General features: G+C 36.8%; 27 protein-coding genes. 26 read left to right on the plus strand and 1 reads right to left on the minus strand.

Annotated features, from left to right (window positions below; translation table 11 throughout):
• Positions 1-57 precede the first annotated feature (57 nt).
• From F5ESL0263_RS03830 to mreD, 7 genes are all read left to right on the plus strand, one after another.
• Positions 58-2,697 (plus strand): valine--tRNA ligase, encoded by a 2,640-nt coding sequence (locus F5ESL0263_RS03830; RefSeq protein ID WP_122034990.1) that lies wholly within the window; start codon positions 58-60, stop codon positions 2,695-2,697.
• Positions 2,698-2,699: 2 nt separating this feature from the next.
• Entirely contained in the window at positions 2,700-3,974 is a 1,275-nt protein-coding gene (locus tag F5ESL0263_RS03835; protein ID WP_122034991.1) for a folylpolyglutamate synthase/dihydrofolate synthase family protein, read from the plus strand.
• A complete protein-coding gene (locus tag F5ESL0263_RS03840) occupies positions 3,964-4,641 on the plus strand; it encodes an HAD family phosphatase (RefSeq protein WP_122034993.1) in 678 nt (225 codons plus the stop codon). The genes F5ESL0263_RS03835 and F5ESL0263_RS03840 overlap by 11 nt, the downstream gene beginning before the upstream one ends.
• 38 nt (positions 4,642-4,679) lie before the next feature.
• Positions 4,680-5,303: a RadC family protein gene (locus F5ESL0263_RS03845; RefSeq protein ID WP_109715407.1), complete on the plus strand. Its 624-nt coding sequence runs from the start codon at positions 4,680-4,682 to the stop codon at positions 5,301-5,303.
• Positions 5,304-5,400: 97 nt separating this feature from the next.
• Positions 5,401-6,405, plus strand: coding sequence for a rod shape-determining protein (locus tag F5ESL0263_RS03850; protein WP_122034995.1), 1,005 nt, complete (start codon positions 5,401-5,403; stop codon positions 6,403-6,405).
• A gap of 51 nt (positions 6,406-6,456) precedes the next feature.
• On the plus strand, positions 6,457-7,305 hold the full coding sequence (gene mreC, locus F5ESL0263_RS03855) for a rod shape-determining protein MreC (RefSeq protein ID WP_122034996.1): 849 nt from the start codon (positions 6,457-6,459) through the stop codon (positions 7,303-7,305).
• Positions 7,305-7,838 (plus strand): rod shape-determining protein MreD, encoded by a 534-nt coding sequence (gene mreD, locus F5ESL0263_RS03860; RefSeq protein WP_122034998.1) that lies wholly within the window; start codon positions 7,305-7,307, stop codon positions 7,836-7,838. The genes mreC and mreD overlap by 1 nt, the downstream gene beginning before the upstream one ends.
• Before the next feature lie 42 nt (positions 7,839-7,880).
• On the opposite strand, the gene F5ESL0263_RS03865 is transcribed toward mreD, so the two are convergent.
• Positions 7,881-8,012 (minus strand): DUF4044 domain-containing protein, encoded by a 132-nt coding sequence (locus F5ESL0263_RS03865; protein ID WP_122035000.1) that lies wholly within the window; start codon positions 8,010-8,012, stop codon positions 7,881-7,883.
• Positions 8,013-8,114: 102 nt separating this feature from the next.
• On the opposite strand from F5ESL0263_RS03865, the gene F5ESL0263_RS03870 reads away from it, so the two are divergent.
• From F5ESL0263_RS03870 to F5ESL0263_RS03960, 19 genes are all read left to right on the plus strand, one after another.
• Complete coding sequence (locus F5ESL0263_RS03870; RefSeq protein WP_122035001.1) at positions 8,115-8,441, plus strand: DUF3397 domain-containing protein; 327 nt, start codon at positions 8,115-8,117, stop codon at positions 8,439-8,441.
• 173 nt (positions 8,442-8,614) lie between these two features.
• Entirely contained in the window at positions 8,615-9,046 is a 432-nt protein-coding gene (gene mraZ, locus F5ESL0263_RS03875) for a division/cell wall cluster transcriptional repressor MraZ (protein WP_122035003.1), read from the plus strand.
• An 8-nt stretch (positions 9,047-9,054) separates the two neighbouring features.
• The gene (rsmH, locus tag F5ESL0263_RS03880; protein ID WP_122035613.1) at positions 9,055-10,002 is read left to right on the plus strand and encodes a 16S rRNA (cytosine(1402)-N(4))-methyltransferase RsmH; all 948 of its coding nucleotides are present in this window, start codon (positions 9,055-9,057) and stop codon (positions 10,000-10,002) included.
• Positions 10,003-10,015: 13 nt separating this feature from the next.
• Positions 10,016-10,378, plus strand: coding sequence for a cell division protein FtsL (gene ftsL / locus F5ESL0263_RS03885; RefSeq protein ID WP_122035005.1), 363 nt, complete (start codon positions 10,016-10,018; stop codon positions 10,376-10,378).
• Positions 10,378-12,543 (plus strand): penicillin-binding protein, encoded by a 2,166-nt coding sequence (locus tag F5ESL0263_RS03890; protein WP_122035006.1) that lies wholly within the window; start codon positions 10,378-10,380, stop codon positions 12,541-12,543. The genes ftsL and F5ESL0263_RS03890 overlap by 1 nt, the downstream gene beginning before the upstream one ends.
• A 7-nt stretch (positions 12,544-12,550) precedes the next feature.
• Positions 12,551-13,513, plus strand: a complete 963-nt coding sequence (gene mraY / locus F5ESL0263_RS03895) for a phospho-N-acetylmuramoyl-pentapeptide-transferase (RefSeq protein ID WP_232354531.1) — start codon at positions 12,551-12,553, stop codon at positions 13,511-13,513.
• A 6-nt stretch (positions 13,514-13,519) separates the two neighbouring features.
• The gene (gene murD / locus F5ESL0263_RS03900) at positions 13,520-14,899 is read left to right on the plus strand and encodes a UDP-N-acetylmuramoyl-L-alanine--D-glutamate ligase (protein WP_122035008.1); all 1,380 of its coding nucleotides are present in this window, start codon (positions 13,520-13,522) and stop codon (positions 14,897-14,899) included.
• 1 nt (position 14,900) lies between these two features.
• A complete protein-coding gene (gene murG, locus F5ESL0263_RS03905) occupies positions 14,901-16,010 on the plus strand; it encodes an undecaprenyldiphospho-muramoylpentapeptide beta-N-acetylglucosaminyltransferase (protein WP_122035010.1) in 1,110 nt (369 codons plus the stop codon).
• A gap of 15 nt (positions 16,011-16,025) precedes the next feature.
• A complete protein-coding gene (locus tag F5ESL0263_RS03910; protein ID WP_122035011.1) occupies positions 16,026-16,877 on the plus strand; it encodes a cell division protein FtsQ/DivIB in 852 nt (283 codons plus the stop codon).
• Positions 16,878-16,937: 60 nt separating this feature from the next.
• A complete protein-coding gene (gene ftsA / locus F5ESL0263_RS03915) occupies positions 16,938-18,296 on the plus strand; it encodes a cell division protein FtsA (RefSeq protein WP_122035013.1) in 1,359 nt (452 codons plus the stop codon).
• Positions 18,297-18,311: 15 nt separating this feature from the next.
• Positions 18,312-19,640, plus strand: a complete 1,329-nt coding sequence (gene ftsZ / locus F5ESL0263_RS03920; protein ID WP_122035015.1) for a cell division protein FtsZ — start codon at positions 18,312-18,314, stop codon at positions 19,638-19,640.
• 15 nt (positions 19,641-19,655) lie between these two features.
• Positions 19,656-20,096: a cell division protein SepF gene (locus F5ESL0263_RS03925; protein ID WP_122035017.1), complete on the plus strand. Its 441-nt coding sequence runs from the start codon at positions 19,656-19,658 to the stop codon at positions 20,094-20,096.
• Positions 20,096-20,398 carry a YggT family protein gene (locus F5ESL0263_RS03930; protein WP_122035019.1) on the plus strand — a complete coding sequence of 101 codons (303 nt, stop codon included), beginning with the start codon at positions 20,096-20,098 and terminating at the stop codon, positions 20,396-20,398. The genes F5ESL0263_RS03925 and F5ESL0263_RS03930 overlap by 1 nt, the downstream gene beginning before the upstream one ends.
• On the plus strand, positions 20,398-21,207 hold the full coding sequence (locus tag F5ESL0263_RS03935; protein WP_122035021.1) for an RNA-binding protein: 810 nt from the start codon (positions 20,398-20,400) through the stop codon (positions 21,205-21,207). Before F5ESL0263_RS03930 ends, F5ESL0263_RS03935 begins: the two co-directional genes overlap by 1 nt.
• Positions 21,174-21,953, plus strand: a complete 780-nt coding sequence (locus F5ESL0263_RS03940) for a DivIVA domain-containing protein (RefSeq protein ID WP_122035023.1) — start codon at positions 21,174-21,176, stop codon at positions 21,951-21,953. The genes F5ESL0263_RS03935 and F5ESL0263_RS03940 overlap by 34 nt, the downstream gene beginning before the upstream one ends.
• A gap of 221 nt (positions 21,954-22,174) precedes the next feature.
• Positions 22,175-24,964: an isoleucine--tRNA ligase gene (gene ileS, locus F5ESL0263_RS03945; protein ID WP_122035024.1), complete on the plus strand. Its 2,790-nt coding sequence runs from the start codon at positions 22,175-22,177 to the stop codon at positions 24,962-24,964.
• Positions 24,964-25,170 carry a cold-shock protein gene (locus F5ESL0263_RS03950; protein WP_046306729.1) on the plus strand — a complete coding sequence of 69 codons (207 nt, stop codon included), beginning with the start codon at positions 24,964-24,966 and terminating at the stop codon, positions 25,168-25,170. The genes ileS and F5ESL0263_RS03950 overlap by 1 nt, the downstream gene beginning before the upstream one ends.
• A 15-nt stretch (positions 25,171-25,185) precedes the next feature.
• Positions 25,186-25,749 carry an NUDIX hydrolase gene (locus F5ESL0263_RS03955; protein WP_046306730.1) on the plus strand — a complete coding sequence of 188 codons (564 nt, stop codon included), beginning with the start codon at positions 25,186-25,188 and terminating at the stop codon, positions 25,747-25,749.
• A gap of 1 nt (position 25,750) precedes the next feature.
• Positions 25,751-26,110, plus strand: coding sequence for a hypothetical protein (locus tag F5ESL0263_RS03960; protein WP_122035026.1), 360 nt, complete (start codon positions 25,751-25,753; stop codon positions 26,108-26,110).
• Positions 26,111-26,122 lie beyond the last annotated feature (12 nt).

A 26,122-nucleotide genomic window follows, 5' to 3' on the forward strand; every position in this document is an offset into this window, starting at 1 on the left:
TATATCGTCCTAAACAATTTTTAAATTGTTTAGGACTTTTTTATTGGGAGGAAAAATATGAAAGATTTAGCACCTAAATATGACCCCCGTGAGGTTGAAGAGGGCAGATATCAAAAATGGCTAGATCAAGATTTGTTTAAGCCATCGGGTGACAAAAAGGCACATCCGTATTCAATTGTTATCCCACCTCCAAATGTAACTGGAAAACTGCATTTGGGTCACGCATGGGATACTGCAATTCAAGATACTTTGATTCGTTATAAGAGAATGCAAGGTTATGACACTTTGTATTTGCCAGGGATGGATCATGCTGGTATTGCTACACAAGCTAAGGTTGAAGCTAAGTTGCGTAAACAAGGCAAAGATCGTCATGAAATGGGACGTGAAGCCTTTGTTAAGCAAGTTTGGGATTGGAAAGATGAATATGCTGGAATAATTAAGAGCCAATGGGCTAAGTTAGGCTTGTCACTTGATTATTCCCGTGAGCGTTTTACGCTTGATGAAGGTTTATCAAAAGCTGTTCGTCGCGTTTTTGTCCAATTATATAATGAAGGCTTAATTTACCGTGGCGAATATATCATTAACTGGGACCCAGAATTACAGACGGCTTTAAGTGATATCGAAGTTATCCACCAGGATGATCAAGGTGCGTTCTATCATATTAAATATCCATTTGCTGATGGCTCTGGTTTTGTTGAAATTGCAACTACTCGTCCTGAAACAATGTTTGGTGATACTGCTGTTGCAGTTGCTCACGGTGATGAACGCTACAAAGACATCGTTGGTAAAGAATTAGTTTTGCCGTTAGTGGGACGCCACATTCCTATTATTGAGGATCAACACGTTGACCCTGAATTTGGAACCGGTTTGGTAAAAATCACACCAGCCCATGATCCTAATGACTTTGCTGTAGGTAATCGTCATAATTTAGAACGAATCAACGTAATGAACGATGACGGTACAATGAATGAGAATGCTGGTAAATATGAAGGCATGGATCGTTTCGAATGCCGTAAAGCAGTAGTCGAGGATTTAAAGAAGCAAGGTTACCTAATTAAAGTTAAGCCAATCGTTCACTCGGTTGGACACTCTGAGCGTTCCGGCGTTCAAGTAGAACCTCGTTTATCAACCCAATGGTTTGTTAAGATGAAGCCATTAGCTGAAGCTGCATTAAAAAATCAGGAAACTGACAATAAGATTACTTTTGTTCCTGAACGATTTGAGCGTACTTTTAAACAATGGATGGAAAACATTCATGATTGGGTTATTTCTCGTCAGTTATGGTGGGGTCACCAAATTCCAGCTTGGTATAACAAGAAGACTGGTGAAATGTACGTTGGTGAAGAAGCGCCAAAGGACATTGAAAACTGGAACCAAGATCCAGATGTATTAGATACCTGGTTCTCAAGTGCATTATGGCCATTTTCAACGATGGGCTGGCCAGATGAAGACTCAGCCGATTATAAACGTTATTTCCCAACTAATGCTTTGGTTACAGGCTATGACATTTTACCGTTTTGGGTAGCCAGAATGATATTCCAAGGCTTACACTTCACTCATCAACGTCCATTTAAAGATGCTGTCTTTCATGGATTAATCAGGGATGAGCAAGGGCGCAAGATGAGTAAATCATTGGGTAACGGTGTTGACCCAATGGATGTAATTGATGAATATGGTGCCGACGCCCTACGCTGGTTCTTACTTAATGGTACAGCTCCTGGCCAAGACACGCGTTACAATCCAAAGCAACTTGCATCTGCTTGGAACTTTATCAATAAGATTTGGAATGCTGCTAGATTCGTAATTATGAATTTACCAGAAGATGCACAACCTGCTCATATGCCAGATACAGCTAAATTTGATTTAGCAGATGGTTGGATTTTTGACCGCCTAAATCATACTGTTAGTGAAGTTATTCGATTATTTGATGACTATCAATTTGGTGAAGCTGGTCGTGAATTATACAACTTCATTTGGAACGACTTCTGTGACTGGTACATCGAAATTGCCAAAGTAGCTTTGAATGGTAATGATGAAGAATTAAAAGCAAGAAAACAAGATAATTTAATTTGGATTCTTGACCAAATCTTGCGTTTACTACACCCAATTATGCCATTTGTAACTGAAAAGCTTTGGCTCTCAATGCCACACGATGGTGAGTCAATTATGGTGGCTAAGTATCCTGAGGCACATGCTGAATTTGAAAATGAGCAAGCGCGTCATGATATGGCTTTCTTGATTGAAATTATCAAGGCAGTTAGAAATATTCGTACCGAAGTAAATGCGCCATTATCATCTTCAATTGACATTATGATTCAACTTGAAGACGCTAAGAATGAAAGAATTTTAACTGATAATGAAGATTACGTTAAAAACTTCTTGCATCCAAAGGAATTGACTATTTCGACCCAAATTGCTGCACCGAAACTTGCTAAAACTGCTGTTATTTCAGGTGCACAAGTCTTTATCCCATTAGCTGATTTAGTGAATGTTGATGACGAAATTAAGCGGATGGAAAAAGAAGAAAAGAATCTTCAAGCTGAAGTTGATCGTTCAACTAAGAAATTAGGCAATCAAGGTTTCGTTGCCCATGCGCCAGAAGAAGTAATTGCTAAAGAAAAAGCTAAGAAAGCTGACTATGAAAGTCAACTCGAAAGTGTACGTCAACGAATTGAAGAATTAAAGAAGGGTGAATAAAATTGTTTTTTACCAACGCTCAAGATGTGATTAAGCACTTATATTCACTTCCTAAACTACATGAAAAAGCTGACCTAACCTATATTAAACGTGTCTTAAAACTATTAGGTGATCCACAAGATCAGGTGAAAACGATTCATGTTACGGGCACAAATGGTAAAGGATCTACTTCTTATTATTTGAGTAATTTGTTGCAAAAGGCCGGTCAAAAGACTGGCCTTTTTGTTTCACCGTACATCTTTGAGTTTAATGAGCGAATACAATTAAATGGCCAAAATATTAGTAATTCCGAGTTGGTTAGAATTGCTAATCTAGTTGAAAAAGCACTCGATCAAATTAGAGTCGAAGTTCCCAGTTTTGCTTTAGTGACTTTTGAATATGAAGTTATCATTGCCTTCGTTTACTTTGAACAAGTTAAATGTGACTATGCCGTGATTGAAGTTGGAATAGGCGGCGAACATGACAAAACAAATGTTATTACTCCAGAAGTTAGCATCATTACAACTGTCGGACTTGATCACGAAGATGTAATTGGTCCCACACTACTTGATATTGCTCGTGAAAAAAGTGGAGTTATCAAAACCAAGCGTCCAGTTGTTCTAGGTAATCTACCTAAGGAAGTAATGCCAATTATTGAGGAGAGAGCTCGCGAAAAAAGTGCTCCAATAAGAAAATTGGGTAAGGACTTTTTTGTTTCGGGTGACCAAAAAATACGTTATAGGGATAACAAGAAAAAGTTATCTTTCAATCTTAGACCAGAAGTTGAGGGATTTGACATTGCTGTCGCGATTCAAGCATTTTCGCTTTTACATTTACCTTTAGCGTCTGATGAAATTGAAGAGGCGATTAATCAGACAATTATTCCTGGTCGTTATCAAGTATTGCAGTCTGAGCCATTAATCATTTTAGATGGAGCTCACAATATTCAAGCAATGCAGAACTTGCTTAATTTTATTCATGAGCAAGCACGCCTTCGTCAAAGCACGGTTCGCATTTTAATGATGATGATGCGTGATAAAGATTTAGACGAGGTTTTCTCATTATTCCAGCCAGCAGATCAAATAGAATTGACAACGATTGATTATCCTCGTGCCGCTAAAAAAGAAGACTTTCCAAATTGGGTTGTGCAGAAGTATCCATACCACGAAAATTGGCAATCAGCCTACAAGCAATTAAAACTTGAAAGTCAAGCAGATGATATACTATTAGTAACAGGATCGTTTTATTTGGTGGGCGAAGTTTTACATTTAGAGGAGAATGCCAAAAATGAAAATTAATGGTATTGATGCAGAAATTAACGGTATCCTTTTCGATATGGATGGATTGCTGGTTAATTCTGAAAATTTGTATTGGAAGGCTAACATTCAAGCTGCTAAAGAAGCAAATTTGGGCATTCCAGATGACGCATATCTCAAACTTGTTGGCTCAACCAATAATGATATGCAGGATTTTTACCAAAAGTACTTTTCTGGAGCTGAACAACGTGATCGCTTTATTAAGCGGACTGATGAATTGGTTTGGCAGTGGACAAATAAAGGAAAGTTAAAATTACGACCTGGTGTCCAACAAGCACTTGATTTATTTCAGGAAAAGCAGATACCAATGGCGGTCGTTACAAGTAATACTGAAGATGTGGTAGAGCAGAATTTATGGATGACGGGAATTAGAAATTATTTCCAATTTCACTTGAATTATGATGATGTAAAGAAAAATCATGTAAAGCCTAAACCAGCACCTGATATTTATTTACTAGCTGCTAAAAAATTAGGAATACCACAAAATAATATTTTAGCTTTTGAAGATTCATCAGCTGGCTTACAATCTGCTGTTGCTGCCGAAATCAAGTGCGTAATGGTACCTGATTTAATTCCAGCAAGCGATAGTGATAAAGAAATTGCTGCAGAAGTTTGCAGCGACTTTTTCGCTTTCTTGAAAAAAGTTTAACGTCTTTTTGCGTATTAAATAGTGAAAGGAATGATTTAATGAAATTTATTAAGTCCAGACACTATTTGATAGACACTGATATTGTGATTTTGACTAAGCTGTTTGACCAGCTGAAGAAAGTTGGAATAACTGATTACGATCAGTTAATTAAGAGGCTAAATCAGTTGGATATTGTTAGCTTTGACGATTTACTTGAATATTTGTCTGATTTTAAATGTGATGATAAAGTTGCAGTGATGGGCGAAATGGTGCTTGAGCGTTTACGGATGGCTGTCTATGATCGTGATGCAGTGCTGACTTCTAGTAATGAAGTCGGAATGTACTTAACAGACAAGCTGGCTAATCGTAAGCAAGAGGAATTGTGGGCTATTTATATAGATAATAGCAACCACATAATTGCTGAAAAATGTTTGTTCAGAGGTACATTGGATAAATCTGTGGCTCATCCGCGTGAAATTTTTCGTTGGGCATTGATATATGCGTGTGCGGGTGTTTTTGTTGTTCATAATCATCCAAGCGGTAAATTAGTGCCCTCAAAAAGTGATTTAGAATTGACCAAGCTGTTGCACAGCGCGAGTGACATGCTACACATCGACTTTTTGGATCATTTTATCGTTGGAAAAGGGCATTATTTAAGCATGCGTGAGCATCAATTGTTTTAAGTTCATCTTAAAGTTTATACTGCGCTTCTTTTTTAAGTCTGAGTTTATGCTATAATGATTCAAGATTTAGAGACTGCAGTAATAAGGAGAGATTTTCGTGTTTGGATTAGGAGCAAAAAATATTGGTATCGACTTGGGTACAGCAAATACACTTGTCTATATAGAAGGTAAAGGGATAGTTTTAAGAGAACCTTCTGTTGTTGCTAAAAATACTCATACTAATAAAGTAATCGCTGTTGGTTCAGAAGCCAGAGAAATGATTGGTAGAACCCCATCAAGCATCGTTGCAATTAGACCGATGAAAGATGGTGTTATTGCCGATTACGATACAACTGCTTCAATGCTAAAGTATTTTATTGAGAAGACCGTTGGTAATTCTAAGCCTTCAGTAATGATTTGTGTTCCATCTGGTGTAACTGAAGTAGAAAAACGAGCAGTAATTGATGCTGCTCGAGTAGCTGGTGCGCGTGAAGCTTATGTGATTGAAGAACCATTTGCTGCTGCAATTGGTGCTGGATTACCAGTAATGGATCCTACCGGTTCAATGGTAGTTGATATTGGTGGTGGAACAACAGATGTTGCAACCATTTCACTTGGTGGAATTGTATCTTCAACTTCAATTCGTCAAGCAGGCGATAAGTTCAATGCCGCTATTGTAAACTATGTTCATTCCAACTTTAATTTGCTAATCGGTGAACGTACTGCTGAAGATATTAAGATTCAAATTGGATCTGCATCAGTTGAAAAAGCAAAAGAAATTGAGTCAGTTAATATTCGTGGTAGAGACCTGGTTACTGGTTTACCAAAATCAGTTGATATCAAGGCAGAAGATGTATCACGTGCCATTCAAGACGTTGTTCAAGATATTATTGTTGCTATTAAAGAAACACTTGAACAAACATCACCAGAAATTGCTGCTGATGTTATCGACCATGGTATTGTCTTAACCGGTGGTGGTGCCTTACTTAAGAATTTACCTGATGTTATTTCTGAGGCTACAAAAGTTCCTGTATTCATTGCTCAAGATCCACTGGACTGTGTTGCAGTTGGAACAGGTGAATCTCTCAAAAACATTGAAATAATGCGTAGAAGTCGCAGATAAAATTTTAAAAGCCGGCTATTTTTGCCGGCTTTTCTTTAGGGATCATTCCAGATGAAGAAATTTCTACAAAATAAAAAATTATTATCAGTTTGCATTGTTGTTATTGCTCTTTTTGCAGTGATTGGTGGCTCTGTTAGTTTACGCAACAAAAGAAATACTCCACTTGTAATTCAAAGTTTAGGCAATGATATTGTTGCAGTTGGTGCCAGAGTTGTTGATTTTCCAATCGGTATAATTTCTGGTGGCTTCAACAATGTTAATGAGCTGCTAAATACACAAAATGAGAATAATTACTTAAAAAGTCGTGTGTCTGAACTAGAGCAAACAAAAACGCGTAATTCTAGCCTTGAAGCGGAAAATAAGCAGCTGAAGTCAGCTTTAAAACTTAAGAAAACTCTTACTGATTTTGATCAAGTTAATGCGTCAGTAATATCTCGTTCTCCTGATAGTTGGACAGATATCCTGGTTATTAACAAAGGGACAACTTCTGGCTTACGTAAAAATATGGCGGTAATGTCTGGCGGTGGTGTTATCGGACGAATTGTCGAAGCAGATGCTGCATCAGCTAAGGTTGAATTAATCACAACTACTGATAAGTCTGCTAACCGTTTCGCCGTGGAAGCTGAGGCGACTAATGGGAAAAAGGTTCATGGCATTATCACTGTTATTGGAGATAAGACACTGGCATTTACTCAAGCAGTTGATAGTAAGAAATTAAAGCAAGGCACTAGGATATATACTAGTGGAATGGGCGGCAATTCTCCTAAAGGTTTACTAATTGGAAAAGTTGCGGCTACAACTCACGATTCTTTTGGGCTATCTGACTTGATAAAAGTAGATCCTGCTGGTGAATTGAATGACCCAACAACAGTAACCGTAATTAAGAGGACGGTGGACTGATGAGCTCGTTAAAGAAATATACACTAGCATTTGCTTTATTCATCACTTTAGCTTTAAACGGTAGTCTTTCATTATATCTACACCCACTGTTTGGCTTTAATAATGGAGCAAATTTATTACTACCAATTGGTATGATGCTAGTTGCATTAATTGATGATATTAACCAAAAAGAACTTTGGCTAGCATTCGGTACAGGCATTGTAAGTGATATTTTTTTCTTTGGTATCATTGGTGTATATACAGTTAGTTTGCCGTGTGTCTGCTGGCTTTTGCAAAAAGTTGCTCGCTTTTTACCAGAACTATTTTGGGCTAGAGCTATCTTTACATTAATTGGGACAATTTTCTTGAATGTTTATAATTGGCTGTTCTTTAACCTAACTGGTATCACTAAAGTATCACTAGGGATGTTAATAAAAGGCTTGCTACCAACTCTTTTATGGTCAGCTGCTTTCATTATACTAACGTACTGGATTTGGAATTGGTTAGCTATAGAGTTTCCATTTATGGTAAAGCAGGAGAATTATCGTTCTTAAATTCTCTATAAACAAAAAACGTGAGATCATTTCTCACGTTTTTTATTCGAAAAAGCCGATTTGGCTTAATGCCTGAACGACAACAGCTGCTAAAGTAATAATAGCCATTAGCCATGCCATAAAAATAGTTAACTTTTCAAAACCTGATTTTTTCTTTTTACGTCTTCGCGTCATTTGTTGACCTCCTGTTTGAACAATATTTTATTCTACTTAATTATTTTTTTCAAACGGCTAATAGGATAAAATAGAAACAAAGTAAGTAGAGGAAGAACAAATATGCTTTTAATCTTTGTGTTACCCATCATTGGAATAGTAATAGCTGTCTTACTAAATAAGTTTTTTCCAAAAGCAAAATTTAGAGGCTATGATATTTTACCGTTTTTTTTAATTGCGGCTTGTCATTTGATAGTCGTTCAAGAAAAGAGACCAGAATTTTTGCCATATGGCTTTTTCGTGTTTTTTATTTTAGTAATAATTATTGCAGTTAGTGAGGCAATAAAAAATAAAAACATTTCATTGGGTAGAACAATGAGAGAAATTTGGGACTTTTTAACTATGAATACCATTTTTTGGTATGTTGGTTTATTATTTTTGATGATTTAAGTGGGCATAATTCACCACCGGCAAAATAAGCTTAAAAGATTGAAATCTTGCAAAAAGATTTCAATCTTTTTTTATTTTTAAACGTGAAAAAATAAAAAAGTGAAAAAATGTACTAAAAAGTGGTAGAAAGTGGTGGAATGTGGTAAATTATTATTTGGAAGGGGGGCTAGACCATGTTCATGGGTGAATTCCATCACAATCTTGACAGCAAAGGGCGTTTAATTATTCCCGCTCGTTTGCGTACTCAAATTGGTGATAAGATGGTATTTACTCGTGGGATGGAAGGCTGTATTTTTGGCTACACACTTGATGAGTGGCAAAAAATTGAAGCTAAGTTAGCAAAACTTCCATTAACTAAGAGGAATGCGCGTAGTTTTACGCGATTGTTTTACTCTGGTGCAATGGAATGCGAGTTTGATAAACAAGGACGTGTTAATCTGACCACAACATTGAAGGAACACGCTTCCTTGGTTAAAGAATGTGTCATCGTTGGTGTATCCGACCGAATTGAAATTTGGGCCAAGGAACGCTGGGAAGAATTTAGTGAAGACGCTAATGAAAACTATGATGATATCGCAGAAGATTTGGATGATATTGAACTATAAAAATGACTATGGAATTCAAACACACCAGTGTACTCTTACATGAAACAATTGAAAATTTAAATCCCCAAAACGGTGGCCTATACGTAGACGCAACTTTTGGCGGTGGCGGACATGCAAAATATTTACTAAGCAAGCTTGAAAATGGAACGCTTGTTGGTTTTGATCAAGATGAATATGCAATAAAATCAGCACAGTTGAACTTTGCTAGTTTATTAGATCCTAATAGTGACCCTAAACTACAGTTAGTGCACGACAATTTTAGTCATTTAAAGAAGAATCTGGTTGAGCTAGGTTATCAAAATGGCATTGACGGTATATACTATGATTTGGGTGTTTCATCTCCGCAATTTGATCAAGCAGGACGCGGTTTTTCTTACCGTTTTGATGCTAGATTGGATATGCGTATGGATCAAAGTCAAAGTCTTGATGCGTATCAGTTAGTGAACAATTCCAGCCAAAAAGAGCTAGCAGATATTTTGTACAAGTTTGGCGATGAAAAATATTCACGACAAATTGCTCGTAAAATCGTTGAAAGAAGACAGAACAGACCAATAGAAACAACTTTTGAATTGGTAGAGGTTATTAAGGAAGCAATTCCTGCGTTTGCACGTCGAACTGGGGGACATCCTGCTAAAAAGACATTTCAAGCATTACGCGTGGCTGTTAACCATGAGCTTGATGTTTTGCAGGAGTCACTTGAGGAGGCTATTGAGCTCTTAAAGCCCGGTGGCAGAATTAGTGTAATTACCTTCCAGTCTGATGAAGACAAAATTGTAAAGAATATTTTTAAAAAATATTCTGAAGTTGAAGTACCAAGAGGAATGCCAATGATACCAGATAGCATGAAGCCAACACTTCGCCTGGTCAATCGGAAACCAATTGTTGCTTCAAAAGAAGAGTTGGAAAACAATAACCGCTCACACAGTGCAAAGTTGCGAGTTGCGGAAAAATTGTGAAGAGGAAATAGCAATGGCTGATAGTTTAGCAAGAAAAATAGAATTTAATCCTAATAATCAAGAAGAGCCCCAAAAAAGAAAAAGACAAGTTCTTGACCATCGCCATGTTGCTTGGAATGGGTTAGAGCGGACTTTACTTGCCGTGGGCACCTTAATCACAATTGGCTTGATGACAATGTTAGTATCTTCAAGCATTTCTGCTACTTCAGCTCAACATGAACTTACTAGTGTGCAACGTGCAGTTGCTAAAAAGCAAAGTCAAGTAAGTGATTTACACCAGGAATTAGGCGAGTTAACCTCAAGTGCAAGACTTAACAAGATTGCTAAAGATAAGGGGCTAACTTTGATTGAAAAAAATATTAGGACTATTCACTAATGAAAAAACACATTAGTAATTTAAATTTACAGAAATCCAAAGCTCACAAATACCGTTTTACTGTAGGAAGATTCCTTCAGGTAGCTGTAGCTTTGGTTTTTCTTGTATTTATGGGCAGATTTTTATATATAGGAATATCTAAAACAGTTAGCGGTCAAGACTTGACTAAAAAAACTGAGCAGTTATACATGAGAAATCAGGTTTTAAAAGCAACTCGCGGAACAATTTATGATCGTAATGGTCTTGCGGTTGCTCAGGATTCTCATCTATATACAATTTATGCAATTTTGGATAAATCTTCGATCAATTATAAAAATAAGCCCGAATACGTTGTAAATAAAGCAGAAACTGCAGAAAAATTAGCGAAAGTCCTACCGCTTTCTGCTGACAAGATTTTGCAGTATTTAAATCCAGGTCATCCAGCTTTTCAGGTTCAATTTGGAACTGCTGGTATTGGGTTGACACGAAAAGAAAAAGAACGAATTGAAAAGATGAAGTTACCAGGAATTAAGTTTTTTGAAACTCAATCGAGACTCTATCCTAATGGTAATTTCGCTTCTCATATTGTTGGCTTGGCTACACCAGAGTATAACAAAAAAACTAAGACCCAAGATTTGATTGGAACAATGGGACTTGAAGCTTGGTATAATGATGTTTTATCAGGTAAGGATGGCTACCAAATTTCGTCAGTTGATGCTTCAAATTTTCAAACGCCAAATAGTGTTCAAAACTATCAGGCACCCAAAGATGGTAATAACGTTTATTTGACCATTGATTCACAATTGCAAGAGTACCTTGAAAATCGTTTGTCATATGTCCAAAGCAATTTTAATCCAGTTTCAATCACTGCCGTTGTAGAAGACATGAAAACTGGTAAAGTTCTGGCTGCTTCACAAAGACCTACTTTTAACCCGCAAACGAAAAAGGGAATGGAAAAATCATACCGGAACATTTTGGTACAAGATACGTATGAACCAGGTTCTGTATTTAAGGTACTAACTTTGTCTGCGGCAGTTAACAGTGGAAATTATCACCCCAATCAATATTACAATTCTGGTTCGGTAACAGTTAACGGTTCAGTAATTCATGACTGGGAAACTCATGGGTGGGGAAGTATCCCATTTTCACAGGCTTTTCCTCGCTCAAGTAATACTGGTTTTGTTCATCTTGAACAACAAATGGGTGCAAAAACTTGGCGTAAATATTTGAATGAATTTCATATTGGTCAAAATACTGGTGTTACTTTGCCAGGAGAACAACCAGGACTGATTGCTTTTAAATCACCAATTGATCAAGCTGTTACAAGTTTTGGTCAAGGTGTAAATGTTAATGTTATGCAGATGATGCAAGCCTTTAGTAGTTTGGCTAATGAAGGTCAAATGGTAAAGCCACAGTTTGTTGAAAAAGTGACGGATTCTGAAGGTAAGACAATTACCAATTATCAAATCAAAAATGTTGGTGAACCGATTTATTCAAAAGAAACTGCACAAGTAGTTCTTGAAAATATGCAACGTGTATTGAATAAGAAAATTGGAACAGGATCTGTTTACCGCATTAAGGGCGAAAGTATTGCAGTCAAGACTGGAACTGCTCAAATTGCCAATACCAAAGGTGGAGGTTACCTCAAGGGCGACAATAACTATACTTTTTCTGTTGTTGGCGTTACCCCAGCCAAACACCCACGTTATTGTATTTATATAACCGTGAAGCAGCCTCGACGGATGAGCAAGCCTGCGGAAGTTATCTTAGCTTCAATTTTTAAACCGATGATGAAACGCGTCATTTTAATGTCAAAAAACGAAGTAAATGACACAACAATCATTAAAACACCTGATTTTAAAGGAATGTCATATTTAGAAGCTGAGAAGAAGGCACGTCAAATAGGTTTGAAGCTTGCTAAGGTAGGCAGTGGTGATAAAATAAGCGGGCAGTCAATTGCTAAAGGACAAAAACTAGAAGCAGGTAACAAAATTTTTGTTTTGACTTCTGGTAAAATAAAATGTCCCAAAATGAATGGCTGGACAATTGAAGAATTGCGTCAATTTGAAAATCTTACTGATGTGAAGTTGGATATTCAAGGCACTGGTAGAGCTAGTCAGCAAAGCGTGAAACCTGGTGTCACTATTAAGTCAGGTACTAAAATAAAAATCAAATTAAAGGAGTAGCATTTTTATGCTTATCATTAGCATTATTGCATTAGTTAGTTCGTTAGCATTAACAGGAATTTTTCTTCCATGGATGATTATTTTCATGAGAAGCCACCATGAAGGACAAGAAATTCGTGATGAAGGCCCTAAATGGCATGAGAAAAAATCGGGGACGCCTACAATGGGTGGTGTCATCTTTGTGCTTTCCGCTGTTATTTCAACAATATGGGTAGCTGCTTGGCAAAACCACTTGAATAAATTAATTTGGATTTTGGTAATTAGTTTATTAGGCTATGGCATTATTGGCTTTCTAGATGATGGAATTAAACTGTTTTATAAGCGAAACTTGGGTTTAAAGGCTTGGCAAAAGTTCACATTGCAGATCCTAATTGCAGCTTTAATTGTGCTAATTGCAGCAACTGATAACTTCAAATTTGGTCTTTATATTCCATTTATCGGCATTGTGACAAGCGCAATTTTGTTTACAATCTTTGTTATTTTCTGGTTGGTTGGCTTTTCAAACGCAGTTAACCTGTCTGATGGGTTAGACGGTTTAGCTACTGGTTTATCAATCATTGCATACGGTACGTACGCATATTTAGCATTAAAGCAAAAGAACTTTGCCGTACTAATTTTTTGTATGAGTGTAATTGGTGGACTTATTTCTTTCTTCATTTTCAACCACAAACCAGCCAAGATTTTTATGGGTGACGCTGGTTCACTTGCCCTAGGTGGTGGTTTAGCTGCCGTAAGTATCTTTTTAAATAGACCATGGTCATTGTTACTAGTTGGAATCGTATTTGTCTGTGAAACAGCTAGTGTAATCTTACAAGTGATTTCTTTCCAAACAACGGGTAAGAGAATTTTTAAAATGACACCTATTCATCATCATTTTGAAATGTTAGGTTATTCCGAATGGAAAGTTGATATTATTTTCTGGCTAACTGGTTTAATTGGCAGTATTTTATATTTAGTTATTTGGGGATAAAACAAAATGAGGCAGATTGAGACATATAAGAATAAAAATATTTTAGTCTTAGGATTAGGAAAAAGCGGCTTTGCTGTAAGTGAGTTGTTGCTTAAGCTTGGTGCAAAATTAACTTTAAACGATAAGGCTGATCTCGATCAAAATCCTCATGCACAAGAATTAAAAAAGCTTGGTGTAAGGGTTATTGGTGGTCAACATCCAGTTGATTTGCTTTCAAAAGAGCACTTTGATTATTTGGTTAAAAATCCTGGTATTCCATATGATAACCCAATGGTAAAGGAAGCAATCAAACTAGACTTACCAATTATTACCGAGCCGGAAGTTGCGTTAAGTGTCAGTGAAGCTCCATATATCTGTGTTACCGGTTCTAATGGTAAAACAACAACGGTAATGTTGACTCAACAAATTTTGGAGCATCATTTAGTAAAAACTGGACAACATGCATATGCGGTAGGTAATATTGGACGACCAATTGCAGAGGTTGTTACTGAGGCTACGAAGGATGATGTTCTGGTTGTTGAAATGTCAAGCTTCCAATTGATGGGTGTGACTGATATAAATCCGCGCGTTGCAGCAATTATTGATATTTATGATAATGTTCATCTTGATTATCATAAAACCTTTGCCAATTACGTGGCTGCTAAGCTAAATGTTACGAAAACACAATCAGCAGATAACTATTTTTTAGCTAATTTTGATCAAAAAGACATCTTAGAAAAGGAAAAGGCAATTACCAAGGCCAAAATACAAACTTTTTCAGAAAAAGATCAAACAGCAGATTACTTTATCGCTGACGGATATTTGCAAGATCAAAACGAAAAGATTATGGCAACTAAGCAAATGAAGCTGCCAGGAATCCATAACCAACAAAATGCCTTAGTGGCAATTGCAATCGCTAAAATCATGGGGGCAGAAAATGAAGACATTCAAGCAGTCTTGGCAACTTTTACCGGTGCTAAACACCGCTTACAGTATGTCATGACACTTGATGGTCGAAAGATTTATAATGATTCTAAATCCACTAATATAGAGGCTGCATCAGTTGCTATCCCATCTTTTCAAGAACCAGAAGTTTTGATTGCAGGAGGTTTAGATCGTGGATTTACATTTGATGACTTAGTACCATTACTAAAAAAGCACGTAAAAGCAGTTGTTCTTTATGGTGAAACAAGATTCTTGTTAGCAGACGCTGCTCGTAAGGCTGGTATCACTGATATTGTGATTGAAAACAGCTTACAAGAGGCGGTGCCCAAAGCCTATGAGTTAACCCAACCGGGCGATGTTTTACTATTTTCACCAGCATGTGCCTCGTGGGATCAATTCCGTACTTTTGAAGAACGTGGCGACTATTTTATAAATTTTGTTAAGGAACTGAAAACTAAATAAAATGAGAATTATTTTTACAGGTGGTGGCACGGGTGGCCACATTTATCCAATAATGGCATTGATAGAACGACTTAAAGAGCGTGACCTAGCAACTGATGACGAAATTCTGTTTGTCGGAACGCAAAAAGGGCTCGAAGCAAAAATCGTTCCTGCTGCTGGAGTAAACTTTAAAACACTTGAATTGCAGGGGTTTACTAGAAAGCACTTACTAAGTAACTTTACAACGGTTAACCTATTTATTAAGGCAACCAAAAAGGCCAGAACAATAATTTCTGATTTTAAGCCAGATGTTGTTGTAGGTACGGGTGGCTATGTAAGCGGAGCAATGGTCTACGCTGCTGCTAAAATGAATATTCCTACGATGATTCATGAATCTAATTCAGTTGTTGGTGTCGCAAATAAGTTTTTGGGTCATTATGTTGATAAAATTTGTTATACCTTTGATGATGCAGCTGCACAGTTTACCGAAAAGAAAAAACTGGTAAAAACTGGAAACCCTCGTTCACAGCAGGTGTTAGGCCTTGCTTCGACAAAAGTTGACTTGCAAAGTAAATTAGCACTTAATCCTGATACACCGACAGTACTGGTTTTTGGTGGTTCTAGGGGTGCTCTAGCTCTGAATCGGATTATGCTAAGATCACTGACTAAGTTAATGAAAAAACCGTATCAAGTGATCTGGGTGACAGGTACATACTACTATGATGAAATTCAAAAGAAGTTAGCCGACTTTAACTATGGTCCAAGCATCAAAGTATTGGCTTATGTTGAGGACATGCCAGCTCTTTTACCCAAGATGACTTGCGTTGTTTCAAGATCAGGCGCAACGAGTATTGCAGAATTTACTGCCTTAGGCGTACCAGCAATTTTGATTCCTAGTCCCAATGTTACCCATAATCATCAAATGAAGAACGCTCTTGATCTTGAAAAAGCTGGGGCAGCAACAGTTATTGCTGAAGATGATTTAAATCCTAACAATTTTATTTCTTCGATTGATCACATTTTACTAGATCAGAAATATGCTGATGAAATGAGTGCAGCGTCTAAGAAATTGGGTGTACCAGATGCATCAGATCAGGTTATTAAAGTAATGGAAGAAATAGCCAAAAAATAAAAGCAGGTGAGGTAGTTGACCAAGAAACGCATAACTAAGATTGATCCGGAAGAAAAATTATCGCACTACTTAGATCATCAATCTAATCAGAAAAAAAGAAAAAGCCAAAACAAAATTTCTGCTTCACTTTCAAATTTGCATAGTGAACGTAAGTCTGCGTTGGTTAAACGGCTTGGCTTAATCATAACTATCTCAATAATTTGCTTAATTTGCCTTGGCTACTACATTTCACCCCTAGCAAATGTTCGCAGTGTTAGGGTTGAGGGAGCGGATGATTTACCTGCTAAAGAAGTGGTTAAAACTGCTGATATTAAGGCAAGCGATAGAGTAATCGACTATTTGCTACACTGGAATGATGTAGATGAAGATCTAGCTAATAGATACACAGAAGTTAAGAGTGTTGATATAAAAGTAAAACATTTCAATCAATTAAATTTAAATATCGTTGAATTTAAAACAATTGGTTATATAAAAAAAGAAAAAGGCTATTGTAAAATCCTATCAAATGGTAAACTAGGTACACAGCTTATTTCTTGGAATAAAATAGATCAAGATAAGCCGGTTTTTATTGGTTACAACCATGAAGTTTCATTAAAAAACAATTTACAGTTATTTAATAGTTTGCCTGAAGAATTCCAGGATCAAATTAAGCTATTGAGTGGAAATACCCGTCGGAAATCGCAGGTCATCTTTGTAATGAAAGATGGAAATGTAGTTATTGGAAACATCTCTACAATCAAAAGTAAATTAAAGTATTATAATGAAATAAAGAATAAAGTAAAGAAAAATAGCTTGATTGACTTAGAAGTAGGTGCATATAGTCGTCCACTGACATCAAGCGAAAAGCGAGCTTATGGCTTAATATAAGCTGTATTTATAATTGTTTTATGTTAAAATTTTCAAAAAGGCATCGACGGGGGGTTAATCTTGGACAACACAAATTTACTGGTGGGACTTGACATAGGTACTACAAGTGTAAAAGCAGTTGTAGCTGATTCCGGAAAAGTTATTGGAGCTGTCGCAGTTCCAAATAAGGGAATGCGTCACGGTAGTATCGTTGATATTGATGAGACCGCAAGTGCAATCAGCTATGCGCTAAAAGAAATAAGTAAAAAGACAAATGCTAACATTTATCGGGTTGTAACTGGTATTCCAGTTGGAATGTTACAGCTAGAAACTGCAAGTGATTTAATCAATGTTAGTGATAATGGCCAAGAAGTTGGCAATAATGATGTTAGGCGCGTCGTAAGAGCTGCAATTAGGTCTGCTGTAAAAAGTGAACGTGAACCGATTGCTTTTTTACCGAGCCGTTTTTTAATTGATGGCAAAAACGAAGTTGACGATCCACGAAAGATGATTGCTCACTCATTGGCTGTCCAAGGTATAGTACTAACTGCTCCTGCAAGTCCATTGCACAATATAAAAAAAGCAATTGAACGTGCTGGCTATCAAAATAATTTCTTTATTCCAACGCCACTAGCAATTGCAAGTGTTGCTCTAAATGAAAGTGAACGGACATTTGGTTCTATTATTTTAGATTTGGGCGGTGGCATAACTACTGCGACTGTTATTCATAATGGTCAGATTAAATATGCAAATATTGACTTTGAAGGCGGTAGCGACATTACAAATGATATTTCAACCGTCTTAAGTACCTCCAAAAAAGATGCCGAGCAACTTAAACTTGACTACGGTTATGCTGAGCCTAAGCTTGCTTCGGAGAAGAATAAGTTTGCCATTAATAGTGTTGGCTCAAATGGTCAGCAGATGGTAGATGAAGTTTACTTAAGTCAGATTATTAATGCGCGTATTATGCAAATAGTTAACCGGATTGAGAAGGGTTTAATTAAGCATGATGCTTTAAAACTTCCTGGTGGTGTTATTATTACTGGTGGTAGTAGTTTACTACAGGGAATTGATGATATTATTGCAACAAAATTAAATATTAAAACCCGTATTTATCAACCGGATCAAATTGGGATGCGTAATCCTGTTTATTCAGCCGCATATGGTATTGTCAACTATGCATATAAGATGTCTGATATTGACTTTTTGGTAATAAGTGCAATTTACGGTAAGAATACACTTGGAGAAAAAACTGAGCTACCTGAAAAAAATAATAAAAATTCAAAAAGAACAGGTGCCGGTAATGAAACAAAGGGTAAAGAAGAATATAATAGAACTGAGTTACTGAAGCGGGAACGAAGAACGCAAAGTAAATCAAATAAAGATACGCAAAATAAAGAAAAAGGAATAAAGAATTTCTTTAAAAAATTCTTTGATTAAAGGGTGGTTAATTAGATGGATTTCACATTCGATTCAGACGACAATAAAAATGCTGTCATCAAAGTGATTGGTGTCGGTGGAGCTGGTGGTAATGCTGTTAATCGAATGATCGATGACGGCGTTCAAGGGGTTTCCTTTGTTGCTGCTAACACAGATGTTCAAGCATTAAATAGTAATAAAGCAGAAACTAAAATTCAGCTTGGACCAAAATTAACGAGAGGATTAGGAGCAGGTTCTCATCCTGAGGTTGGTCAAAAGGCTGCTGAAGAAAGTGAGCAAACAATAGAAGATGCACTTAAGGGTGCTGACATGATTTTTATCACTGCCGGAATGGGTGGTGGTACAGGTACTGGTGCAGCTCCAGTTGTTGCTAAAATTGCTCGTGAAACGGGAGCATTAACAGTTGGTGTTGTTACTAGACCATTTACATTTGAAGGACCTAAGCGTTCGAAAAATGCAACTGAAGGAATCGCCCAATTAAAGCAATATGTTGATACGTTAGTTATTATTGCTAATAACCGCTTACTGGAAATGGTTGATAAGAAGACCCCAATGATGGATGCTTTCAAAGAGGCTGATAATGTCTTGAAGCAAGGTGTTCAGGGAATTTCTGATTTAATTACTTCTACTGACTACGTAAACTTAGACTTTGCGGATGTTAAAACTGTAATGGCAAATCAAGGTGCTGCCTTGATGGGAATCGGACGTGCTAGTGGTGAAAACAGAACTGTTGAAGCTACAAAATTGGCAATTTCTTCACCACTTCTTGAAGTTTCAATTGATGGTGCAAAACAAGTCTTACTAAACATTACTGGTGGACCAGACTTAACATTATTTGAAGCTCAAGATGCTTCTGAAATTGTTTCAAAGGCTGCTGGCGATGACGTCAATATTATCTTTGGTACATCTATTAACCCTAACTTAGGCGATGAAGTTGTTGTTACTGTAATTGCGACTGGAATTAGTTCTTTGGCTGAAGAAGAGGCTTCAAAGCAAATACCTGGTCAAAGTCATCAGGTCAAGGCAAATCAGAACAAGCAAGCACCTAGCCAACCAGCTAACCAAAATGTTGCTGAACCAGTTGGCGAAGCGCAAGTTGTTGATCAAGCTTCTGATGTTGAACCTGCACCTAAGCATCGAACAATGGTTGATCCAACAAGTGTTTGGGGTTTAGACAATGATGATCAAGTTAATCGTCGTTCAACTCCAAGCGAGGTTGAGCAAAATGAACAGCCAAGTTCATTTGATGATGATCAAAGCAATATTTCTCAGATTGAAACTAATGCTTTTGATGATGACGATACAGATGACATTCCATTCTTTAGACACCGTGGCGAAAACTAATAGGAGGTAAAAGAAATGGCTTTTAGTAAAATAGGTAAATTTTTTGGCGTCTCTGATGATGAAGACGAGATGTTAGATAACGAAGAATATCTTGATGAGCAGGAAGAAACTGAAAACAGTATTCCTGTCGGTGCAATTGATCATGACAAGGTAGTTTCTATTAAGTCTGGGAATAATTCTGCTAAAAGCAAGATCGTTTTGTATGAACCTCGTGTATATTCAGATGCTAAAGATGTAGCCCAAAATTTATTAAATAACAAGGCTGTAATAATCAATTTTAGTCGCATGGAAGATGCTTCTTCGAGAAGAATTGTTGATTTTATTACAGGAACGGTTTATGCCCTAAATGGTGAAATTCAACGTATAGGTGATAAGATCTTTTTAGCTACACCACCTAAATTCGTAACTAATGGAAAAATCAGCGATTTAGTCGATAAGAAAGATAATTTAAGTTAATGCTTGTAGCAATTTATTATATACAAAATATTCTAAATTGGATTATTTGGTTATACAGTATTGTGATGGTTATAGATGCAATTATGAGTTGGGTACCTTTTTTACGTGATTCAGCAATTGGGCAAATAATTAATCGCATCATTGATCCATATGTGAGTATTTTTCGTAAAGGACCAATCGAACAGTTATCAAATTCTACTGGTATAGATTTTTCATTTCTTTTAGCCTTATTATTACTGTACTTTGTGCAGGAATATGCTATAGGATGGCTATGTGATATTTTGTTTAGGATCTTTGCATAATGGAAAAGAGACAAGCAAGTAAATTTTATCCTTATTTTGACGTTGAAGAAAAATCGGTCATTGATAAAATGACCGGTTTTTTCAATAGTGTGGTTTTTAAACAGCAACCATTGCTTACTGAGTTCTTGGATCCTGCTCAAAGAGATATTTTACGCACAATTGCAGGAAATGATCTTTTTATGCAGGATTTTGGTGGTTACCAAGCTGCTGAGAAGAAAAGAGTTTATCTAACTGTAGACTGGACTAATTTTGATTTATCGGATTATGGTGTAACTGCATTTTCAATTAACTATCCAAATAAGTTTGAAAAATTAACTCATAGTGCCATTCTGGGTAGCTTAGCTAATTCAGGAATTGAGACTGAAACATTTGGTGATATCATTACTGACGGAAATGGGCAGTGGCAGTTTTTTGGGAAAAGTGAACTAACTGATTTTTTTCAAAAAGAAATTACTAGAATAGGGCGAGTCAAAGTTAAAGTTGAACCTATAGACTTTAGAAATGTCATAGTCCCAGAAGATGATAGTAGTGAAACTTCGATTGTTGTAACTTCACTTCGTGTTGATGCAATTTTATCAGGAATTAGTAACCAAAGCCGTAGCCAAATTCAAAATAGTATTTCGACAAATTTGGTTAAATTAAATTGGCATGGTATCAAAGATTCTAATATAATAGTAAAAGTAGATGATGTTCTCAGCTTAAGGCATTTTGGTCGATGCAAAGTTGAGGATATTAGAACAACGAGAAAAGGCAAATATAAGGTGGTGCTGAGACTTTGGCAGACAAAAAAACACAAACAAAGAAATTAACGCCAATGGATATTCATAATGAGGAATTTAAAAAACGTGGACTTAGTGGCTATGATCGTCGCGAAGTTGATTCTTTTTTAGATCGTGTTGTGGATGACTATGGTGATGCACTTGATGAAACAATTGATTTAAAAAATGAAGTAGCTCGGCTAAAAACGCAAGTTAATGACTTACAAGCTAAAGTTACGAAATATGAGCAGAACGAAGAAGCAGCTAAGCATCAACTTGCTGATGCACACGTTCGTGCACAAGAGATTATCAATACGGCAACAGAGCAAGCGCATAACGAAACTGCTCAAGCAAGAGTAGATGTTGACTACCAAAAGCAGCAATTGGATACGATCAAAGATGATTACGAGCGAGTTAAGAAAGAGGTCGCTGGTTATCGTACATATATTCAAGATTTGCTTCAAAAGGCAATTGAAAATCTCAATGACGATGATTGGCAAAAGGCGCTTGATAAGTACTTTGGCACAGAGCGCTTTTATCCACCAGACGGTGCAGAGCCAATTACCTTAACCGACGAAGAAGAAATTGTTGATGAAGATGACGATGAAGAGGATACGGGAATAGTTGACAAAGATGATGACTATGAAGTAAACTTTGATGAAGAAGATGATCCACAGCCAATGGCTGGTGACAGTTCAAATTCTGAAACAATTGATCTGAATAATGAAGAAGGACCTGAAGTACAAGTTTCGGGAACTTCAATCGTTTTTCCAGAGGATTATAAAAAAAGAAATTAATAAACGGATAGTAAAACCGAAAGACAATTCAGCGATCTAGTGGTGGTGTGAGACTAGTATTAAGTGCTTGATGGTTGATCAGCTATCACGATACAGTTTATTTCGTCAATTGCACGTTACGCAATCTTTAAGTGGAGCTTAATTGGCTCAATTTAGGTGGTACCACGATATAAAACCTCGCCCTAATCAGGACGAGGTTTTTTTGCAGAAAGGAATAAATAATGAGAGTAAAGGATACGTTAAATTTAGGAAAAACTAAATTTAAAATGCGTGGAAATCTTCCCGTTAGAGAAGCAGAATGGCAAAAAGAATGGGATGAAAATAAATTATATGAACAAAGACTAAAACTAAATGAGGGTAAACCTCGTTTTGACTTGCATGATGGTCCTCCATTTGCCAACGGTAATATTCACATGGGACATGCGTTAAACAAGATTTCTAAAGATATTATTGTTCGCTTTAAAAATATGGATGGTTATTACGCACCTTACGTTCCCGGATGGGATACACACGGTTTGCCAATTGAGCAACAATTAGCAAAACAAGGCGTTGACCGCAAGAAAATGAATCGTGCGGAATACCGTCAATTGTGTGAAGACTACGCTAAAAAAGAAATCAGTAAACAAAAAGCTGATTTTAAGCGCTTAGGAGTGATGGGTGACTGGGATCATCCATACATTACTTTACAACCTGAATACGAAGCAGAAGAAATTCGTGTGTTTGGTAAAATGTATGAACAAGGATACATTTACAAGGGTAAGAAGCCAGTCTACTGGTCACCTTCTAGTGAGTCAACGTTGGCTGAAGCCGAGGTTGAATATCACGATGTAAAGTCTCCTTCAATTTATGTTGCTTTTCCTGTTAAGGATGGTAAGGGCATCATTGATCCAAAGGATACTTATTTTGTAATCTGGACTACAACACCTTGGACTATACCCGCTAATCAAGGAATCACAGTTAATCCAGGCTTTGACTATTCAGTAGTCAAAGTTGGCGATAAAAGATATGTGGTAGGTACTGATCGACTTGAAGCAGTAGCAGAAGCACTTGATTGGGAAAATTATGAAGTTGTACAACACGTAAAAGGTTCTGAGATGGATCGCATGCTTGCTTCACATCCACTATATGGACAAGATGTTTTGGTAATGAATGCGATGCATGTTACTGCTGCTGACGGTACTGGTTTAGTTCACACTGCTTCTGGCTTTGGTGAAGACGACTATAACGTTGCTCAACGCTATGACTTACCTGTCTTTAGTCCTTTGGATAATAAGGGTTGCTATACCGATGAAGTTCCTGACCCGGAATTAGTTGGCATGTTTTATGACGATGCTAATAAAGTTGTCAGCGAAAAATTAAAGCAGTCTGGTAACTTATTGAAACTAAGCTTTTTCACGCACTCATATCCTCATGACTGGAGAACTAAGAAGCCAGTTATCTATCGTGCAACAACCCAATGGTTTGCATCAATCGAAAAATGTCGTAAACAAATTCTTGAACAAATTGATCAGGTTAACTTTATGCCAGAATGGGGTAAAGTTCGTTTGCACAACATGATCAAAGATCGTGGCGACTGGGTAATTTCACGTCAACGTGCTTGGGGTGTCCCTCTACCAATTTTTTACGCAGAAGATGATACTCCAATTGTTACTCCAGAAACAATTGAACACATTGCGCAAATTTTTGCCAAGGAAGGTTCAAATGCTTGGTATAAACGCACTGCTAAAGAACTTTTACCAGATGGATTTACCTCTCCACATTCTCCTAATGGAGAATTCAGAAAAGAAACAGATATTTTAGATGTTTGGTTTGATTCTGGGTCTTCACATCGAGCAGTAATGGCTGCAAGAGAAGATTTACGTTTTCCAGCAGACATGTACCTTGAGGGCAGTGATCAGTACCGTGGGTGGTTCAATTCTAGTTTGATTACTTCAGTTGCAACAACTGGTCAGGCACCATATCGCAACATTCTATCTCAAGGGTTCGTTTTAGATGATAAAGGTCATAAAATGTCTAAATCGCTTGGTAACATCATTGCACCAAACGATATAATTAAAAAGATGGGTGCTGAGATAATTCGTTTATGGGTTGCTTCAGTTGATGCAACTTCAGATGTAGCAGTTTCCCAAGACATTTTGCAGCAAACTTCTGAAAGCTACCGTAAAATAAGAAACACTTTCCGTTATATGTTGGCTAACACTTCAGATTTTGATCCAGAAAAAGACCGTATTGCATATGAAGATCTTAATTCGATTGATCAATATCTTGAAGTTCGTTTGAATGAACTTGTTAAGACCTGTTTGGAAAGTTATGAAAAATATGATTTCAATAACGTCTATAAAATGATCTTTTCGTTTATTTCTAACGATTTATCAGCATTTTACTTGGACTTTGCAAAAGATGTTTTATACATTGAAGGCAAGAATAGTCATGCAAGACGTTCAATGCAAACGGTCATTTACGATGCTGCGGTTAAATTAGCTAAGGTTTTGACACCTATCCTTCCGCACACAATGGAAGAAATCTGGTCATTCTTAAAAGAAAAAGAAGACTACATCCAACTGACGAATATGCCTGAAGTTGAAGAATATGAAAATAGTGAAGAGCTACTTGCTAAATGGCAAAAGTTCATGTCATTAAGAGATGACGTCTTAAAGGTCTTAGAAGAAGCACGTGATAAGAAGCTAATTGGTAAATCATTTGAGGCAGCTGTGACGATTTATCCTACTGAAGAAATGAAGTCGGTTTTAGATTCACTAGACGCCAATTTCAGACAGATTTTAATTGTCTCTAAATTAACTATCGCTGATGGTCCAGCTCCTGAAAATGCTGAGAAACTACAAAATGGTGCTTTCATTGTTGAACGAGCTGAAGGTGAAGTTTGTCCACGATGCCGAATGATTAGAAATGACATTGGTCAGGATAACGACCTTCCAATGCTTTGTGGACGCTGTGCTGAGATAGTCAAGGCTGATTATCCAGAAACAGCTCAAGAAGGACTAGAAGAATAATGCGTTTAGGTACAGTAAAGCAATTTGATCCAAAAAGTAGTTTTGGATTCATTGAAGATGACGAAAACCACAAATCTTATTTTGTTTTTTACACTGCAATTAAAGAAGAAGGATATCGTCGACTTCAAGTTGGTCAAAAAGTCAAATACCAACTTGCTCAAGGAAAAAATGGCTTGCAATGTGTGAATGTATATCTAGCTAATTAATAGGAAAGTGAATAAATGGATTTAACAGAAACTGAAATTTCTTCAAAACAGATTTTTTCGGGGCGAATTGTTGATCTCTCTGTTAGAACAATTAAATTGCCTAACGGTGAAACTGCAACAAGAGAAGTAGTTAAACATCAACCTGCTGCTGCAGCGATTGCAGTAAATGATAAGCAAGAAATGCTGCTAGTTGAACAATGGCGCGAACCAATTAAAGAATTAACCTTGGAAATTCCAGCTGGTTTAATTGATGAGACCGATGCGAGTCCATTGGATGCAATGAAACGCGAGCTGAATGAAGAAGGCGGTTATCATGCCGATTATTGGGAAAAAATTACCGAATTTTATTCTTCACCTGGCTTTACTGATGAGAAACTACATTTATTTTATTGTGACACTTTGACAAAGCTTGATGATAAAAGACCATTAGATTCAGATGAATTTTTGACTAGTCACTGGTATAATTTGGAAGAACTAAAGCGTCTTTTTGCTCAAGGTAAACTTGTTGACGCAAAAACGTTGTACGCAATGAGTGTTTGGGAAAACATGTTGTTAACTGGCGCAAGCGCAAAGGAATAAAATGACTGAAAAGCGATCTGATTACCGAAAAAAGAATCAACGAAAAAAGAAAAACAGCTTTTTTAAGACAATTAAATCGGCTTTTGATAACGAGGAAGAAGTAGATGTAAATCCAGAATTTACACGTGACTCAACTGAGCGTCCTTTTAATGATGAGCAAAGCTCAAAAACTAGAAGAGAACCTCAAAGAGAAACGCAAACTTCTAGTGATGAAAATAATTCCAAGTATCAAAATAAGCAGAAAGTTCAGCCTAAGACTTGGGTAGAGAAGGGTTTAAGACTAAAAAGGCGTTTAAACATTGCAATATTAATTGTGATTGTATTGATTGTTTTGGTATTATTAGCGTTATTTCATTTATAAATAATCGAGGGG

The sequence above is a fragment of the Lactobacillus sp. ESL0263 genome, from assembly GCF_003692845.1.
GTDB lineage: Bacteria > Bacillota > Bacilli > Lactobacillales > Lactobacillaceae > Lactobacillus > Lactobacillus apis.